Origin of the sequence: Streptomyces sp. NPDC004732, assembly GCF_040609235.1 — a bacterium.
GTDB lineage: Bacteria > Actinomycetota > Actinomycetes > Streptomycetales > Streptomycetaceae > Streptomyces.
The window spans coordinates 28,220-44,296 of the sequence record NZ_JBEXJR010000003.1 but is presented as its reverse complement, the minus strand read 5'-3'; the positions used below and the strand labels follow the sequence as shown (position 1 = coordinate 44,296).

General features: G+C 73.6%; 4 protein-coding genes. All 4 read right to left on the bottom strand.

From position 1 onward, the window contains the following. Positions 1 to 37 precede the first annotated feature (37 nt). A complete protein-coding gene (purB, locus tag ABZV77_RS09305) occupies positions 38 to 1,480 on the bottom strand; it encodes an adenylosuccinate lyase (RefSeq protein ID WP_356252556.1) in 1,443 nt (480 codons plus the stop codon). Positions 1,481 to 1,609: 129 nt separating this feature from the next. Beyond that, on the bottom strand, positions 1,610 to 2,479 hold the full coding sequence (locus ABZV77_RS09300; protein ID WP_356252553.1) for a TauD/TfdA family dioxygenase: 870 nt from the start codon (positions 2,477 to 2,479) through the stop codon (positions 1,610 to 1,612). Positions 2,480 to 2,566: 87 nt separating this feature from the next. After that, a complete protein-coding gene (locus tag ABZV77_RS09295) occupies positions 2,567 to 11,839 on the bottom strand; it encodes an amino acid adenylation domain-containing protein (protein WP_356252550.1) in 9,273 nt (3,090 codons plus the stop codon). Next, positions 11,839 to 15,804, bottom strand: a complete 3,966-nt coding sequence (locus ABZV77_RS09290) for an amino acid adenylation domain-containing protein (protein ID WP_356252547.1) — start codon at positions 15,802 to 15,804, stop codon at positions 11,839 to 11,841. The genes ABZV77_RS09295 and ABZV77_RS09290 overlap by 1 nt, the downstream gene beginning before the upstream one ends. Positions 15,805 to 16,077 lie beyond the last annotated feature (273 nt).

The window sequence follows — 16,077 nt, the reverse complement described above, 5'->3', positions numbered from 1 at the left end:
GGCCGGGCCATCTCGATGCGGGCCATCGGCTCCGGAGCTACAGAATCGCGCCCGGCGTGTAAGCCGCGGCCTCCGGGTGCTCCTTCAGCAGGGCCTCGATGTGCCCGACGACCGTGGCGACCTGGTCGCTCGCCGCGCCGGTGAACGACAGCTTGTCGGCCATCAGTTCGTCCAGCTGGGCGCGGTCCAGCGGGATCCGCTCGTCCGCGGCGAGCTTGTCGAGCAGCTCGTTGCGCTCGGCGCCCTGCTCGCGCATCGCAAGGGCGGAGGCGACCGCGTTCTCCTTGATGGCCTCGTGGGCCTCCTCGCGGCCGACGCCCGCGCGCACCGAGGCCATCAGGACCTTGGTGGTGGCGAGGAAGGGGAGGTAGCGGTCCAGCTCGCGCGCCACGACTGCCGGGAAGGCGCCGAACTCGTCGAGCACCGTCAGGAAGGTCTCCAGGAGACCGTCGAGCGCGAAGAACGCGTCGGGCAGGGCGACACGGCGGACGACCGAGCAGGAGACGTCGCCCTCGTTCCACTGGTCGCCCGCCAGCTCGCCGGTCATCGAGGCGTAGCCGCGCAGGATGACGGTGAGGCCGTTGACGCGCTCGCAGGAGCGGGTGTTCATCTTGTGCGGCATCGCGGACGAACCGACCTGGCCCGGCTTGAAGCCCTCGGTGACCAGTTCGTGGCCCGCCATCAGACGGATCGTCTTGGCCAGCGAGGAGGGCGCGGAGGCGACCTGCACCAGGGCGGTGACGACCTCGTAGTCGAGCGAGCGCGGGTAGACCTGGCCGACGGAGGTGAACGCGCTGTCGAAGCCGAGGTGCCCGGCGATGCGCTGCTCCAGGTCGGTCAGCTTGGCGGCGTCGCCGCCGAGCAGGTCGAGCATGTCCTGGGCGGTGCCGACCGGGCCCTTGATGCCGCGCAGCGGGTAGCGGCCGAGCAGGTCGTCCAGGCGGCGGTAGGCGACGAGGAGCTCGTCGGCGCCGGTCGCGAAGCGCTTGCCCAGCGTCGTCGCCTGCGCGGCGACGTTGTGGGAGCGGCCCGCCATGACCAGCTCGCCGTACTCACCGGCGAGCTTGCCCAGCCGGGCGAGGACCGCGACGGTACGGGAGCGGATCAGCTCAAGGGAGAGCCGGATCTGCAGCTGCTCCACGTTCTCGGTCAGGTCGCGCGAGGTCATGCCCTTGTGGACGTGCTCGTGCCCGGCGAGGGCGTTGAACTCCTCGATGCGGGCCTTCACGTCATGGCGCGTGACCTTCTCGCGCTCGGCGATCGAGGCCAGGTCGACCTGGTCGAGCACGCGCTCGTAGTCGGCGATGGCGGCATCGGGAACATCGATCCCGAGGTCCTTCTGGGCGCGCAGCACGGCGAGCCAGAGCTGACGCTCCAGCTTCACCTTCTGCTCGGGCGACCAGAGGGTGGCGAGCTCGGCGGAGGCATAACGTCCGGCGAGGACGTTCGGGATACGGGGCTTTGCGGGCGCGGCAGTCACGTGTACGGAGTTTACCGGGCGTCCCTACAGGCTCCGAACCATCCGCATGTGTAGGAACCTCCAGGTCAGAGGCGCCTGGATCGCCGCTTCGGCGCCCGGGCCGCCCGTGGGCGGCCCGGTGCACGACGGTCAGCCCTTCAGCGGGCCCCCGTTGATCGCGACGCGACGGCCGTAGCGGGTCAGCGGGTAGTAGTCGTACGTCGCATGGTGCTGGACACACCGGTTGTCCCAGAAGACCAGGGTGTTCGGGGCCCAGCGGACGCGGCAGGTGAGCATCGCGCGGTTCGGCACGAGGGCGAAGAGCATGTCGAGCACCGCACGGCTCTCGTCCTCCGACAGCTGCGGGATGCGGGAGGTGTACGCCTGGTTCACATAGAGGATCGGGCGGTCGGTCTCGGGGTGCCGGACCACGAGCGGGTGCTCGTTGACCGGGACCTCGTAGTTCGGCGGCACGGTGTAGCCCCGGAAGCTCTGGTGGCCGTCGTGCACGGCGGTCAGGCCGTCGAGGAGCCCGCGCCAGGTGGGGGAGAGCATCTCGTAGGCCAGGTGCATGTTGGCGAAGAGCGTGTCGCCACCGCTCCCGCCCTCCGGCGTCTCGGTGATGTAGAGCATCGAGCCGAGGGAGGGCTCGGCGTCCGCGGTGCCGTCCGCGTGCCAGGCGTTGCCCGCGACGTTCGCCGCCGCCGAACTGGTCTTGATCTCCAGCACGTACGGGTCGCCCTCCGGCGGCGGGGGGTTCACCGGGCGCAGCTCGCCGAAGTGCCCGGCGAGGCGCTTGTGCTGCTCGTCGGTGATCTCCTGGTCGCGGAAGACCAGGACGTGGTGGTCGAGGAAGGCGGTCCTGACCTCGGCCAGCTGCGTCTCGGACAGCCGGGCGAGGTCCACGCCGGAGATCTCGGCGCCGATGACGGGGGTCAGGGGAGCGACGGATATCTCCTGGTAGTCCCTCGGCGGCCTGGTCGTGATGGCTTCGAGGGCGTCAAGCTCGTACTGCTCCACAGGGTCCTCCTGGGGTTGCGGGGGGTCGGGGTGTCCGGGTGGTGCACAGGTGCCGGGGCCGTGGCGCGGCCCCGGGGTGACTGTGTGTCAGGGGCGGTGCGGTGCGGCGTGGCTCGCGATGTTGATCGCCTCCGCCACCGTTCCGGCGTGCGGCGGCCGGACGATGCCGTAGTGGTCCGTGGCCAGCACGCCCCACTCCAGCGTCTCCGGCAGCTGGGCACGCCAGCGGGCGCGCTGCTCCGCAGGGCTGCCGAGCGCGGGGAGCCCTGCGAACGGCCGCTCGGCCTGCCAGAGCCGGGTGGCGGTGGCGGTGATCCGGGGCACGTCGTGGGCGGCCATGCTGCGCAGGTTGGCCCGGCAGCAGCGGGCGAGCCGGTCGGCGTACGCACGGGCCTGCTGCCCCGCCGCACCGTCCCCCGCGATGCCGAGTTCGGCGGCGAACACCGCGCTGAGCTGGGTGTCGTCGTACCCCTCGAAGACCGTGCCGCTGCCGGGCGGCGGCGGGTCGACCAGGTGCAGCGAGCGGGCCGGGTGCCCGGCCGCTTCGGCCTCGGCCGCCATGTCGGCGGCGACCCAGGCCCCGAAGGACCAGCCCGTAAGGTGCCAGCGCCACGCCTCCTGGGGGAAGCGGGCCCGCAGTGCCGCCGCGTACCGCCGGGCGCGGTCGCGCAGCGTCCAGCCGGGTGGGGCTGCCTGCCGCAGGCCGGGGTCGGCGATCAGTACGACGGACAGGCCCGGGTCGAGCGCGGCGACCAGGGGACGGTAGGACTGGATGTCCCCGCCGACCGGGTGGACCAGGCACACCACGTCGGTGCCTGTGCCCTCCTGCCACACCTCCAGGGCGACCTCGTCGGTGTCGGTCTCCGTGCGGGTGTCCGCCGGACCCGTCGGCTCGCCGCGCTGTTCGGCCAGCAGTGCCACGATCTCGGCGAGGCTGGCCCGGTGGCTGAAGGAGGCCAGGTCCAGCTCCACCCCGAAGTGCCGGTCGATCTTCTCGATGAGGTCCAGGAGGGTCAGCGAGTCGGCCCCCAGGTCGTAGAGCGACGCGTCGGGGGCGAGGTCGTCGACGTCCAGCGCGGTCCGCGTCCACTCGGCCAGCAGCTCGCCGGGCTCCCGCTGCTCCTCGGCGGGCTGTTCGACGGGCGCGCTGCCCTGACGCGGCGTGCCGGGCACCGGACCGGCGTAGAAGGCGCGGGACCGGTCGAGGTCGGTGGTGGATACGAGCACGTGCGGCAGCCGGAGTTCGAGCGCCCGCGCGAACGTGCGCACTCCCTCGGCCGCGGTCAGGCCCACCTCCAGGTGCGCCTGGTGCCTGCTGTCGCTCCGCGGTCCGCGCACCGCCATGCCTGCCTCCCGCCACACGTCCCAGCCGATGCCGATCCGCGAGGTCCGCGCGGTCCGCCCCGTCCCGTCGCCGCCGTACTGGGCGAAGGCGTCGAGCAGGGCGTTGGCCGCCGCGTAGTCGTACTGGCCGACGCCGCCGAGCTGCGCCGACATGGAGGAGCAGTAGACCGCGACGTCCGGCAGGAACTGCTCGACGAGGAGTTCCACCAGCAGGGCGCCGCGCACCTTGGCGGCGTGCGCCACGTGTGCGGAGCCCGCCTCACGCAGGGACAGCAGACCGCCCGCAGGCACCCCGACGGCGTGCACCACGGAGGCCAGTGCCGCCGTGCGGGTGGCGATCAGGGCCGCCACTTCCTTCGGCGGCGTGACGGCGAGATCCGCCTCGACGAGATCGACGCGGTCCGCCCAGCGGGCCAGCTCCTCGGGCAGCCGCGGCCGCCGGGACAGCAGCAGCACACGTCCTTCGGTGTGCTGGAGCAGCCAGGCCGCGAGCCCGGTGCCGAGGCCGCCGGTGCCCCCGAGGACCAGGTGGTCGCCGCCCGCCGGAGCCGCCGCGGCCAGCGCCGCCGCGCCCTCCGGAGCCGCCCCGCGCAGGGGCAGCATCAGCTGCTCCCACCAGTAGCCCTCGCGCAGCGCGAGATGGCGCGGCGGCGGTGCGGAGGCCGACGCGACCAGCAGCGCCGAAAGCTGCGGCGCCCAGCCGTCCGGGTCCTCGACGTCCACCCAGTGCCCGTCCGGGGCACCCTCCTGCGGCGCGACCTCGGTGACACCGGCGAGCAGCGCCGCCTCCGGGCGGGTGACCGCGCCGAGCACCGGCCGGGCCCCGCACGACAGCCACCACGGCCGCACCGTCAGCTCCCGCGGCGCCCCCTGAAGGGCGCGGACCACGGCGGCGGGGGTGTCCAGGCAGGCCCAGACCGCCCGGTCGAGCGACTTGTCGCCGACCGGCCCGTCGATGCCGAGCGGGAGCGTGTGCAGCCAGTCGACCTCCGCGCAGCCCTCCTCGGCGAGCGCGTGCAGGACGCGCCGCAGCTGCTCCGGGTCGGCCGGGTCGGCCTCGAAACGGTCGCGCTCGGGGCGGGCGAAGTGTTCCGCCGCCCTGACCCACACCACGCGGCGGTGGCCCGCGGCGAGCACGGCCGGTGCGGCGCCGTCCGGCGGGCCGTCGGCCACGACGACCAAGGTCCGCGCGCACGGCGCGACGGCCGGGCCCGCCGCGGCCCGCCGCAGCCGGGTCCACTGCGGCTGGTGCAGCCACTCCGTCTCGGGCAGTCGGACCGGTACGGCCACGACGTCGGACGCGGCCTCCCCGCCCGTCGACGGGGTCGCCGCGCGCGGGAGGCCGTAAGGGGCGAGGTCGAACGCCGGGGCGGGGAAGTCCCACGGAGGCTGCGCCGGGCCGTCCGGCCAGGCCAGTGCGCGGCCCGCCAGCCAGACGTCGGCCAGCTCCGCTGCCGGGCGGCCACGGGTCTCCAGAGCGGGACCGGGTACGGGCTCGGGACGCGCCGCGGCCGCGGCCGCCGTGTGCAGCCAGGCGACCGCGGTCGCCGCGTCCGGGCAGACGGCGGCCGCACGCAGCGGGCCCTGCGGCCGCCCCGCCTGAAGGTGCCGGAGCGTGCGGGTGTAGCTGTCGGGATGCCGTGTGAGGTGGTCGGCGACGCGCGCGGCGTCCGCGGCGAGTTGGGCCTCGCCGACACCCGAGAGCACGACGAGCGGCACCGCCTCGGAGCCCGTGACCTCCTCCGCGACCGGGACCGCGGACGGAGCCGCCGCCTCCACGATCACGTGCGCATTGGTGCCGCCGATGCCGAAGCTGCTCACCGCGGCGACCCGCTCCCGGCCCTCCGGCCAGGGCAGCGCCTGCGTCGGTACGTAGAAGGGCGCCGGGGAGGGACCGATCTCCGGGTTGAGCGCGCGGAAGTCACGGGTCGGCGGAATCCGGCCGTGGTGGACCGCGAGCACGGCCCTGATCAGCCCCACGGCTCCGGCGGCCGCGCCCAGATGACCGATCTGGCTCTTCACCGAGCTGAGGGCGCAGTGGTCCGGCTCGTCCACCCCGAGTGCCTGGCGCAGCGCTCCTGCCTCCACCGGGTCGCCGAGCCGGGTACCGGTGCCGTGCGCCTCGACGTACGCCACGTCGGAGCCCGTGCGGCCGCTGCGGGTCAGTGCGCTGCGGATCACCTCGCGCTGACCCGCGAGGGACGGGGCGCTGTAGCTGAGCTTGGCCGCGCCGTCGTTGTTCACCGCGGAGCCGCTGAGCACCGCGTAGACGGTGTCGCCGTCGCGGCGCGCGCGGGCGAGCGGCTTGAGCACGAGCACCCCTGCGCCGCTGCCCCCGACGGTGCCGCCCGCGTCGTCGCTGAAGGGCCTGCAGTGGCCGTCGGGGGAGAAGATGTGCTGGGGACGGTAGCGGTATCCGTCGGTCAGCTCCGGGTCGACGAGCACACCGCCCGCGAGCATCACGTCGGCGTCGCCGAGCCGCAGCAGGGACGCCGCGAGGTGCACGGCGACGAGCGAACTGGAGCACGCCGTCTGGCCCGCGAACGCAGGTCCGGTGAGCCCCAGATGGAAGGCGACCTTGGTGGCGAGGAAGTCCTTCTCGTGGTGGAGGGCCAGCTGGAAGTCGTCGGGCAGCGCGTCGGGATCGGTGTCGCGGAGCATCGCCCGGAAGTAGGTGTTCTCGCCCGCGCCCGCGACCAGACCGGTACGCAGCGCGCCGGGATCGGCGATGCCCGCGTGGGCGAGCGCCTCGACACAGGTCATGAGCAGCTGGCGCTGCTGCGGGTCCATCAGCCGGGCTTCCTGACGGCTGATGCCGAACCGTGCGGGGTCGAAGTCCAGCATCCCGTCCAGCTGGCTGCGCGCGCCGACCATGCCGTCCGGCGCGTCGAAGTACTCGATGCCGCTCCGCCCGGAGACGACGAGGTCCCAGAAGGCCGCGAGGTCGGCTGCGCCGGGCGCGCGGACGGCCATCCCGATGACGGCGATGGGGTCGTCCGCCGCGGTGGGGGAGTTGGTCGTATCCGCGTCTGCCACCGGGTCCGTGCGCTGGAGGAATCCCGCCAGCTCCCTGGGAGTGACGTGTTCGAAGAGGTCGGCGACGGTGAAGCCAAGCCCGAGCCCTGCGGTGCAGCGCAGGTGGAAGCGCATCAGGCCGAGGCTGGAGGCGCCCGCCGCGAAGTAGGTCTGGTCCGGCGCGATGGGCAGGCCGGTCACCTCCTCGAACACGGCGGCCAGTTGAGCCTCCCGCGCGGACGGCGGCGCCGCAGTGTTCCCGCTGGGAGCGCCCCCGAGATCCAGGCCGGGTGCGCGCAGTGCGGCGGCCCGGTCGAGCTTGCCGCTCGGGGTATGCGGCAGCCGTTCGAGGAGACGGAAGCGCTCCACACGTATGTGCCCGGGGAGCAGCCCGGCCAGGTGCTCGCGCAGCTCCGCGGGCGTCGGCGCGTCACCGCGGCACTGGAGGCAGGCGACCAGCGAGGCCCCCTCGACGGCGACGACGGCGCCGAGGACGGCGTCGTGGCGCATCAGCGCGGCCTCGACCTGTCCCGGCTCCAGCCGGTGGCCGCTCAGTTTGATCTGGTCGTCCGCGCGGCCGAGGCAGTGCAGCAGACCGTCGTGGTCGAAGCGCGCACGGTCGCCGCTGCGGTAGAAGAGCCCGTCGCCGGGGAGCCGGACGAACCGTTCGCGGTTCAGCGGGGTCTCGCCCAGGTAGCAGGGCTCGTCCGGCACGCCGCCGATGAGCAGTTCTCCGGCGCCGCCGGGCGGCATCGGGAGGTCGGCCTCGTCGACGACGCGCAGCACCGCGCCCGCCACCGGGTGCCCGATCGCCGGGCGGTCCGGCCAGTCGGCCGGGTCGCCGTCCAGGCACAGGGCGCTGACGACGTGCGTCTCGGTCGGGCCGTAGTGGTTGAACAGCCGTGAGCCGGGCATCCCGGCGAACCACCGGCGGATGGCGCCGGTGCAGACGAGCTGTTCGCCCGCGGTCACCACCTCGCGCAGCCGGGCGGGGTATCGGCCCAGGTGCACGGCGTGCTCGGCGAGCAACTGCAGGGCCACGTACGGCAGGAAGAGCCGTTCGGCGCCCTCCGACTCCAGCTGGTCGAGCAGCGCGGGGACGTCCCGTCGCAGGGCGGGATCGATCAGCCGCAGACAGCCGCCGGTGCACAGGGTTCCGAAGATCTCCTGGAAGGAGACGTCGAAGGAGAGCATGGCGAACTGCTGGGTCAGCGCGGGCGCACCCAGGCCGCCGGGGCCCGCCTGCCAGTGCACCAGGTTGCTCAGCGTGCGGTCGAAGACCCGCACACCCTTGGGGCGGCCCGTGGAGCCGGAGGTGAAGAGGGTGTACAGCGGCCGGGTGGCGCGGTGCGCGGGGAGCGACGGCCCGTCGGTGGCGGCTCCTGCGTCCGGACCGGCGTCGGACAGCGCGATGTGCAGGCGTGGTACGTCACCGGGGTCGAGCCGGTCGAAGGCCGCCCCGTCGCCCGGCGGGAGCAGGACGCACAGCGGGTCGGTCTGCTCCAGCACCTGCCGCAGCAGCGCCGCCGGGTAGGAGGGGTCGAGCGGCACCGCCGTCAGGTTCAGCCGGGCCAGCGCGAGGAGCGCCACCACGTGCTCGACGGACGGTTCGAGGAACAGCGCGACGTGGCTCTCTTCGTCCGCGTCCGGCAGCCGCAGCGTCGTGGCGAGTTCCGCGGCGAGCGCGGCGGCGTGCCCGTCGAGCGCGGCGTAGGAGAGGGTGCCCGTCGCGGTCCGCAGCGCGGGCGCGTCCGGGGTCCGGGCCGCCTGGCGGGCGAAGCCCTCGGCGACGGTGGTCCACGGCAGCTCGGCGGACGCGCCCCGGCCCGGCTCGGCCAGCGAGCCGCGGTACGGCCCAACCAGTTCCGCCGGTGTGGTGTCCGGGGCTCCGGACAGTGCGGTCAGCCCCTGTCGGAACAGGGATGCCAAGGCGGCGGCCTGGTCGGCGTCGAGGCGGTCGTCGGCGTACTCCCAGAGACACTCCAGGCCCTCGGGGCGGTCGACGACCGTCAGGGTCACCGGGCACTTGGCCTCCGCGGCCACCGGCCACAGCGGCCGCGCGGCGCATCCGGGCAGCGCGAGGGAGTCGTAGTCGGTGTTCTCCAGTACGAGGAGGAAGTCGAACGGCGCGTCGTCCGCGGCGCCGTGCGGGCGCGCGGTCAGCACATCGGCGAGCGCGACGTCCTGACGCTCCATCAACTCCCTTACAGCGGAGCCGGTCCGCGTCACCTCGTCCCGCACGGTCGCCCGCGGGTCCACGGACAGCGGAAGGAGCACGGTGTTGGCGAACATGCCGACACTGTCCGAGAACTCCCGCACGGGCCGGTGCGCGACCGGCGCCGCCACGCGCAGCAGGGTCCGGCCGGTCACGCCGTACAGCGCCCAGGCGTAGACACCGGCCAGCAGCTCGAAGCGCGTCAGCCCGAGGTCGCCGCAGAGCCGGTCCAGAGCGGCGCGGCCCGACGCGTCGAGCGCGTCGCACAGCAGCCGTCCCCCGGCGTCGTGTCCTGGACGGGGCAGCGGGAGCTCCTGTGCTCCGGCGGAGTCCGCGGCGTCGGCGGCGGTCGCGGCGTACAGGGCCGACAGCTCGTCGCGCTGTGCCGCGTACCCGGGGCTCGTGTGCCAACGGCGCTGCCAGTCGGCGAAGTCGAGCGTCGTGGGCGTCCCGTCGGACGACGTCGGTGCCGCGCCGCCGGAGACGGCCGCGGAGTACCCGGCGGACAGGTCGCGCAGCAGCACGTTGACCGACCAGCCGTCCACGGCGACGTGGTGCAGGTGCAGCAGCAGCGTGCCGCCGTCCTCCGACGGCAGCCAGCACGCGCGCAGCATCCTGGGGGACGACAGGTCGAAGGGCATGGCAAAGAAGGCTTCTTGAGGGTCGAACCGCCCGGCCCCGGCCGCGCCGTCCGACGCGGCCACGGGCTCGGCCGTCCACGGGTCGTACGGCTCACCCACCTGCTGCCACAGTCCCTCGGCCGTTGCCGTGAACCCTGTGCGCAGTGCCGGGTGGCGTGTGACCAGCGCGGCGAGCGCCGTCCGCAGGGCGTCCCGGTCCACCGGGCCCGTGACGGCGAAGGCGAGCCGGACGTCGTAGGCCCGTGAGTCGGGGGAGCGCTGCTGCAGGAACCAGAGACGCTCCTGCTCGCCGGTGGCGGGGCCGGACAGAGTCCCTGCAGCGGTGGCTTGTGGAAGCGCGGGAGCGCTCTCGCGAAGCGCGTCGCGCACGGCGTCCGCGACACCCGCCAGGTCGCCGTGCAGCACGCGGTGCGCGGGCACCTCGCAGCCCAGGCGGCGACGGATCCCGAACCGCAGCCGCAGGGCCTTCAACGAGTCGCCACCGCACGCGATCCACCGGTCCTCGGGGCGGACCCCCTGAACTCCCAGGATCTCGCCCGCGAGGTCGAGCACCACGCGCAGCGGTTCGTCCGCAGGCTCCTGAGCGGTGTCGGTCGGGCGGCTCGCGGCCTCGGGGCGCCACGGCGCGGCACCGCTCGCGCGGAGTGCCGCCTCGTCGACCTTGCCGTTGGCGGTGAGCGGGAGGGCGGGGACGCGGTAGAGGTGGTGCGGGCGCATATAGCCGGGCAGCCCGGCAGCCAGGTGTTCCTCGAACCCGGCCCAGGTCAGGGCGGGTTCGGCGACGAGGTAGGCGAGCAGCTCCGCCGGACCGCCCCGCTCGTCCTTGCGGGCGCACACGTGCACCTGTCGCACGGCGGGGTGCTCGGCGATGTGCCGCTCCACCTCGCCGGGCTCGATGCGGAAGCCGCGCACCTTGACCTGTCGGTCGGCGCGGCCGACGTAGGTGAGGGTGCCGTCGGCGGAGCGCCGCACGAGGTCGCCGGTGCGGTAGTACGCGGTGGGCGTGCCGTCGTCGCCGGGCAGCGTCACGAAGCGGCGGGCGGTCTCCTCCGGCAGGTTCCGGTACCCCGCTGCCAGCCCTGTGCCGGAAAGGAGCAGTTCGGCGTCCTCGCCGGGCGCGGCCCGCCGGGTGGTGCCCGGCGCGACGAGCAGCTCGCCGGTCTCGGGCAGCGGCCGCCCGAGGGGCACGACGGACGCGTCGAAGTCCCGCGGGATCGGGTGGTGCAGCGCGAACGTCGTGCACTCGGTGGGGCCGTAGATGTTGTGGAGGCGGGTGTGGCTTCCGGGGGTGGTGTTGTGGTGGTACCAGCGCCGGACGAGCGGTGCGTTGAGCTGCTCGCCGCCGACCAGCAGCACCGTCAGACCGGAGAAGCAGCCGGGCTCCGTGTCCACCACGGCGTTGAACAGGGCAGTGGTGACGAAGGCGGTGTGGACCCGCTCCCGCCGCAGCACCGAGGCCAGCCGCTCGGGGGACTGCACGTCCTCGTCGGCGAGGACCACGCAGCATCCGCCGGTCAGCAGGGGCACCCACACCTCAAAGCTCAGCGCGTCGAAGGCCGGATTGGACAGGCAGGCGAAGCGGGCGCCCCGCGAGTCCGGGAGGAACCCGGGGTCGGCCAGGCGCAGGATGCCCGCGTCGCGCACCTCCACGCCCTTGGGGCGACCCGTGGTGCCGGAGGTGTAGAAGGTGAAGGAGACCGGCGCGGACATGACGGGCGACGGACCGTCCGCCGTCCCCACCGGCGATGTCAGCAGCGCGTCCGCATGCAGGGCGGTGACCCCTGCGGGCATGCCGGACGCAAACGTTCCGTCGTGCACCAGGAGTCGCGCACCGGAGTCGTCGAGGATGTGCCCGACGCGGTCGGCGGGGCTCAGCCGGTCGGCGGGGACGACCCTCGCACCGAGCCTGAGCACGCCCAGCATGACGCAGACGAGCTGCCATGACCGGGGGAGTCCCACGGCGACCGCGTCGCCGGGGCCGATCCCGTGTGCGCGCAGACCGGTCGCGACGGCAGTGGCCGACGCGTCCACCACGGCGTGGCTCAAGGTCAGGTCGCCGTCGACGACGGCAGGGGCTGTGGGGGTCCGCAGGCTCTGTTCGTGTACCGCTCGGGCCAGGCCGACGGAAGGGGAAGAGGTGTGCATCAGTCCTCGGTCGTGGCGGTCGTAGCGGATGCGGTGGGCGCAGTGGGGGTGACGTCCGGAGCTCCGCCGAGCCGCTCGGTGACCAGGTCGGCGATCCGCGGGATCCGCTCGCCCTCCAGGACGTCCCAATGGCCGCCGTCGACCATCTCCACGGTGAGACCCGCACGGGTGCGCTCGCGCCAGAACGTCCGCAGCGCCTCACCCGCTGCCACCGGGTCGCCGCCCGCGGCGACCTCCACCTCGGTGGCCTGTACGAGGAGCAGCGGGGCGTCCGAGGGCTCCGGCACGTAGTCGCGGGCCGCCTCCCGGTTGAGGTTGTAGATCTGGAAGTACCGGTCGATCTGTGCGTCGTCGATCCCGGGATACATGCCGTTGAAGCGGACCAGTTTGTCGCGGAACTCCGCGGCGTCGACCGGCGCGAGCCTCTGCCGTTCCACCGGGTCGTCCGTCCCGTGTGTGTCCAGCAGGACCACGGACACCTCGCGGTGCCCGGCCGACACGAGCCGTCGCCCCATCTCGTGTGCGACGAGTCCGCCGAAGGAGAGCCCGAGGATCACCAGGGTTTCGCCCGGTGCGGGCCGCAGCAGCGTGAGGTAGTGCTCCGCCATCGCCTCCACCGAGGGCAGCGGTTCTTCGCCCGGGTCGATGCCTCGTGCCTGGATTCCCTGCACGTGGATCCCGTCCGGCAGGGCGCCCGCGAGGGGGAGGTAGCAGAAGGCGGTGCCGCCCGCCGGGTGGACGCAGACCACCCGACGTCCTTTCCCGCCCGCCTTGATCTCGACGACACCGTTGTCAGGTGTCACCGGTGTTCGGTCGCGCAGCCGCGCGGCGAGCCGCTCGATGGTCGGGTACTGCAGGACGTCGCGGGTCGGCAGCGTCCGGCCGAACTCCTCCCGGATCAGGTGGGCCACCTTGATGGCGGAGAGCGAGGTGCCGCCCACCGCGAAGAAGTCGTCGGTGATGCCGATGTCGCGGTGCAGCAGCACCTGCCGCCATATTCGGTACAGCGCCATCTCGACCCGGTCGCGCGGTGCCAGGGCGTTGACCTGGTCGGACCGCGATGCGCGGGCACGGTCGAGGACTTCCTTGCGGTCCAGCTTTCCGTTCCGGTTCAGCGGCAGCCGCGGGAACTCGGCGAAGAGCGACGGAATCATGTAGTCCGGCAGCCGTTCGGCGAGCGCCGCACGCCACTGCGCGGGCGTGGAGTCCGGAGCCTCGCCCCGTCCGATGCCCGCGACCAGGCACAGCTCCCCGGTCTCGTCCCGGTCGGCGAGGACCGCGGCCTCCTGTACCCCGGGCAGCTCGCGCAGGGCCGCCGCGACCTCGCCGGGCTCGATGCGGAACCCGCGCAGCTTGACCTGGTCGTCGGCCCGGCCGACGAACTCGTACTTCCCGTCGGGCAGTCGGCGCGCCAGGTCACCCGTGCGGTAGACCCGCTCGCCCGGTACGAACGGGTCGGCGGGGAAGCGCTCCTCGGTCAGGTCGGGCCGGTTGAGATAGCCCTGAGTGACACCGGCCCCGCCGATGTACACCTCACCGACGACCCCGGGAGGCACCAATTGGCGGCGCCGGTCGAGCAGGTAGATCCGGGTGTTGTCGACCGGCCGCCCGATCGGGGAGCGCCGGTCCATGTCCTGCGGGTCGTTGTGGGTGATGCTGTAGACAGTGGTTTCGGTCGGTCCGTAGACGTAGCAGACACGCAGGCCCGGCAGGGCTTCGCACAGGCGCCACAGCGCCTGTTCGGGCAAGGGCTCGGCACCGGTGGCCAGTTGACGCAGGGCGAGGCCTTGCAGGCGGGCGCCCGGGTCCTCGTCGATCCAGTTGATGTACGCGGCGGGCAGCCACGCGTGCGCGATCCGGTGCTCCCGCATCCAGTCGAGCAGCACCTCCGGGTCGCCCCGGCGGTCGTCGGGCACGAGATGCAGCACGCCGCCGGTGGTCGGCGGCAGGAACAGCTCGTGCACGGACGCGTCGAAGCCGAAGCTGGCCCAGGCGGAGGACGGTTCGCCGGGCAGGGCGCCATAGGCGGCCAGCCAGTTCTCGAGGAGGTTGGCGATGTTGCCGTGGGTCGCCGCCACGCCCTTGGGGCGTCCCGTCGAGCCCGACGTGTAGATGACGTAAGCGAGTTGCGAGGGCGTGGGCAGCTGCTGGGGCGCGTCGTCGCGAACGCCCTCGGCCTCCACCTCGGCCAGGGACAGCCACGGCTCCGGCGGGTCCGCCACGTCGCCGAGCACCAGCACGGGCTCGGCCTCCTCGACGATGGCCCGGAGCCGCCCGTGCGGCTGGCCGGGGTCCAGCGGCAGGTATGCGGCACCGGCCTTCAGGACGCCCCACATGCCGACGACGAACTCGGCGGTACGCCCGCAGTGCAGGCCGACGACCTGACCGGGCTCCACGCCCCGGGCGTGCAGGGCGTGCGCGAGCCGGTTGGCCCGCCGGTCGAGTTCGGCGTAGCTCAGCTGCGTACCGCCGCAGACCAGAGCCGGTTCGTCGGGCCTCAGACGCACCTGCTCGGCGAGACGCTCGACGGGCCCGACGACCGGGCCCGAGGTGACCCGCCCCCGCCCCTCCGCCAGCAGTTCGGCCCGTTCCTCGGCGTCGAGCAGCTCGTACGCGGTGATCTCGCGCTCGGGGTGCCGGGCCAACTGCTCCAGGACGCGCGTGAGGTAGCGGCCGAACCGCTCGGCCGTGTCGTGGTCGAACAGGGCGCGGGCGTAGTCGAGGTGCCCGGCGACGCCGTCGTCGTGCCGGTGCAGCAACAACGTGAGGTCGAACTTCGCGGGGGCGTGCGGGATGTCGAGCGCCTCGACCCGGGCGCCGGGCAGGTGCAGCCAACCGTGGAAGGTGATGCCCCACGAGAACATCGTCTGGAACAGCGGGCTGTGGGCGAGACTGCGCTGCGGGTTCACCGCGTTCACCACCCGCTCGAAGGGCAGGTCCTGGTGGTCGAGAGCCTCGCGGAGCACCTCGCGCACCCGGCCGATCGCCTCCGCGCCCGTCGGGTCGCCGGACAGATCGGCCCGCAGTGCGAGGGAGTTGGCGAAGAAGCCGATCAGGGGCTCGTCCTCCGGCCGACGCCGCCCCCCGACCGGAATGCCGACGACCGTGTCCGCTTCCCCGGAGAGCAGGCCGAGGAGGATGTGCCAGCCGGTGAGGACGACGCTGAACAACGTGCCGTCCTGGGCTCGCGCGGCACGCTGCAACTCCTCCGTCAGCGCGGGGGAGAGACGGATCGGGACCCGGCCGCCGGAGTGGTCCTGGCGCAGCGGCCGCGGCCGGTCGGCCGGGAGGGCGAGCAGTGCGGGGGCACCCGCCAGCTGCTCCCGCCAGTAAGCGGTCTGCGCGGCGGCCTCCTCGCCCTTGACCCACGCGTGCTGGCGCGCGGCGTGGTCGGCGAACTGCGCGGGCAGCGGTGGCAACGGGTCGGGCTCACCGCGCAGCAGGGCGGCGTAGAGGGTGCTCAGTTCCGTCAGCACGATCCTCATCGACAGACCGTCGTAGATGGAGTGATGCAGCGTCAGGAGCAGGGCGTGCCGGTCCGGCGCGAGCGTGAGGAGCCGGCCGCGGGCGAGCGGTCCGGCGGCCAGGTCGAAGGGGGTCTCGCACTCCTCGCGCTGCCGGGCGAGGAGGAGTTCCTCGGTGTCCTGCCGGCCGGACAGGTCCTCCGAGCGCAGCGCGAATCCGGCCTCTGGTGGCGCGATGTCCTGCCGTGCCTCGCCCGCCACCTCGACGTACCGGGTGCGCAGTGTCTCGTGCCGTGCGGCGACGGCGTCGAGGGCGCGCGCGACCAGGGTCGGGTCCAGGTCTCCCTCGATGAGGTGGGCCAACTGCTCGCTGTACGCGGCGTGGGAGCCCTCGGTCTGCGCGAGCGCCCACAGACGCTGCTGGCCGAGGGAGGCGAGCGGCCGCGTGCCGGATTCCGGTGCGGAGGAGGAAACGGGGAGGGGGGTGCGTATCGCCGTCAAGGAGCGGTCCTTCTGCCGTGAGGTGAACGATCGATGCCGACGGGGGCCCGGGCGACTGGACATGGTCTGTGTGGGCGGCGGGGTCGCCTCGCGGGCCGTTGTCAGACCTGGTCAGAGGGTCAGGGGGTCCGGCCAGCCACCATCATTCGTCCCGGTTCTTCACTGTGTCAACGGGCGCCTGTGCCCCGATTGCTGCCCGTTTGGGCAGTCCGGGCAGCAACCCGGGCATCGAGGTGTGCCCTTCGGGCACCGGCGCCGCGCGTCCCGCCCCGA

What these genes read in the sequence shown, in the direction of transcription:
- ABZV77_RS09295 (WP_356252550.1), bottom strand. Translation starts at nt 11,839, where the DNA reads ATGCACACCTCTTCCCCTTCCGTCGGCCTGGCCCGAGCGGTACACGAA.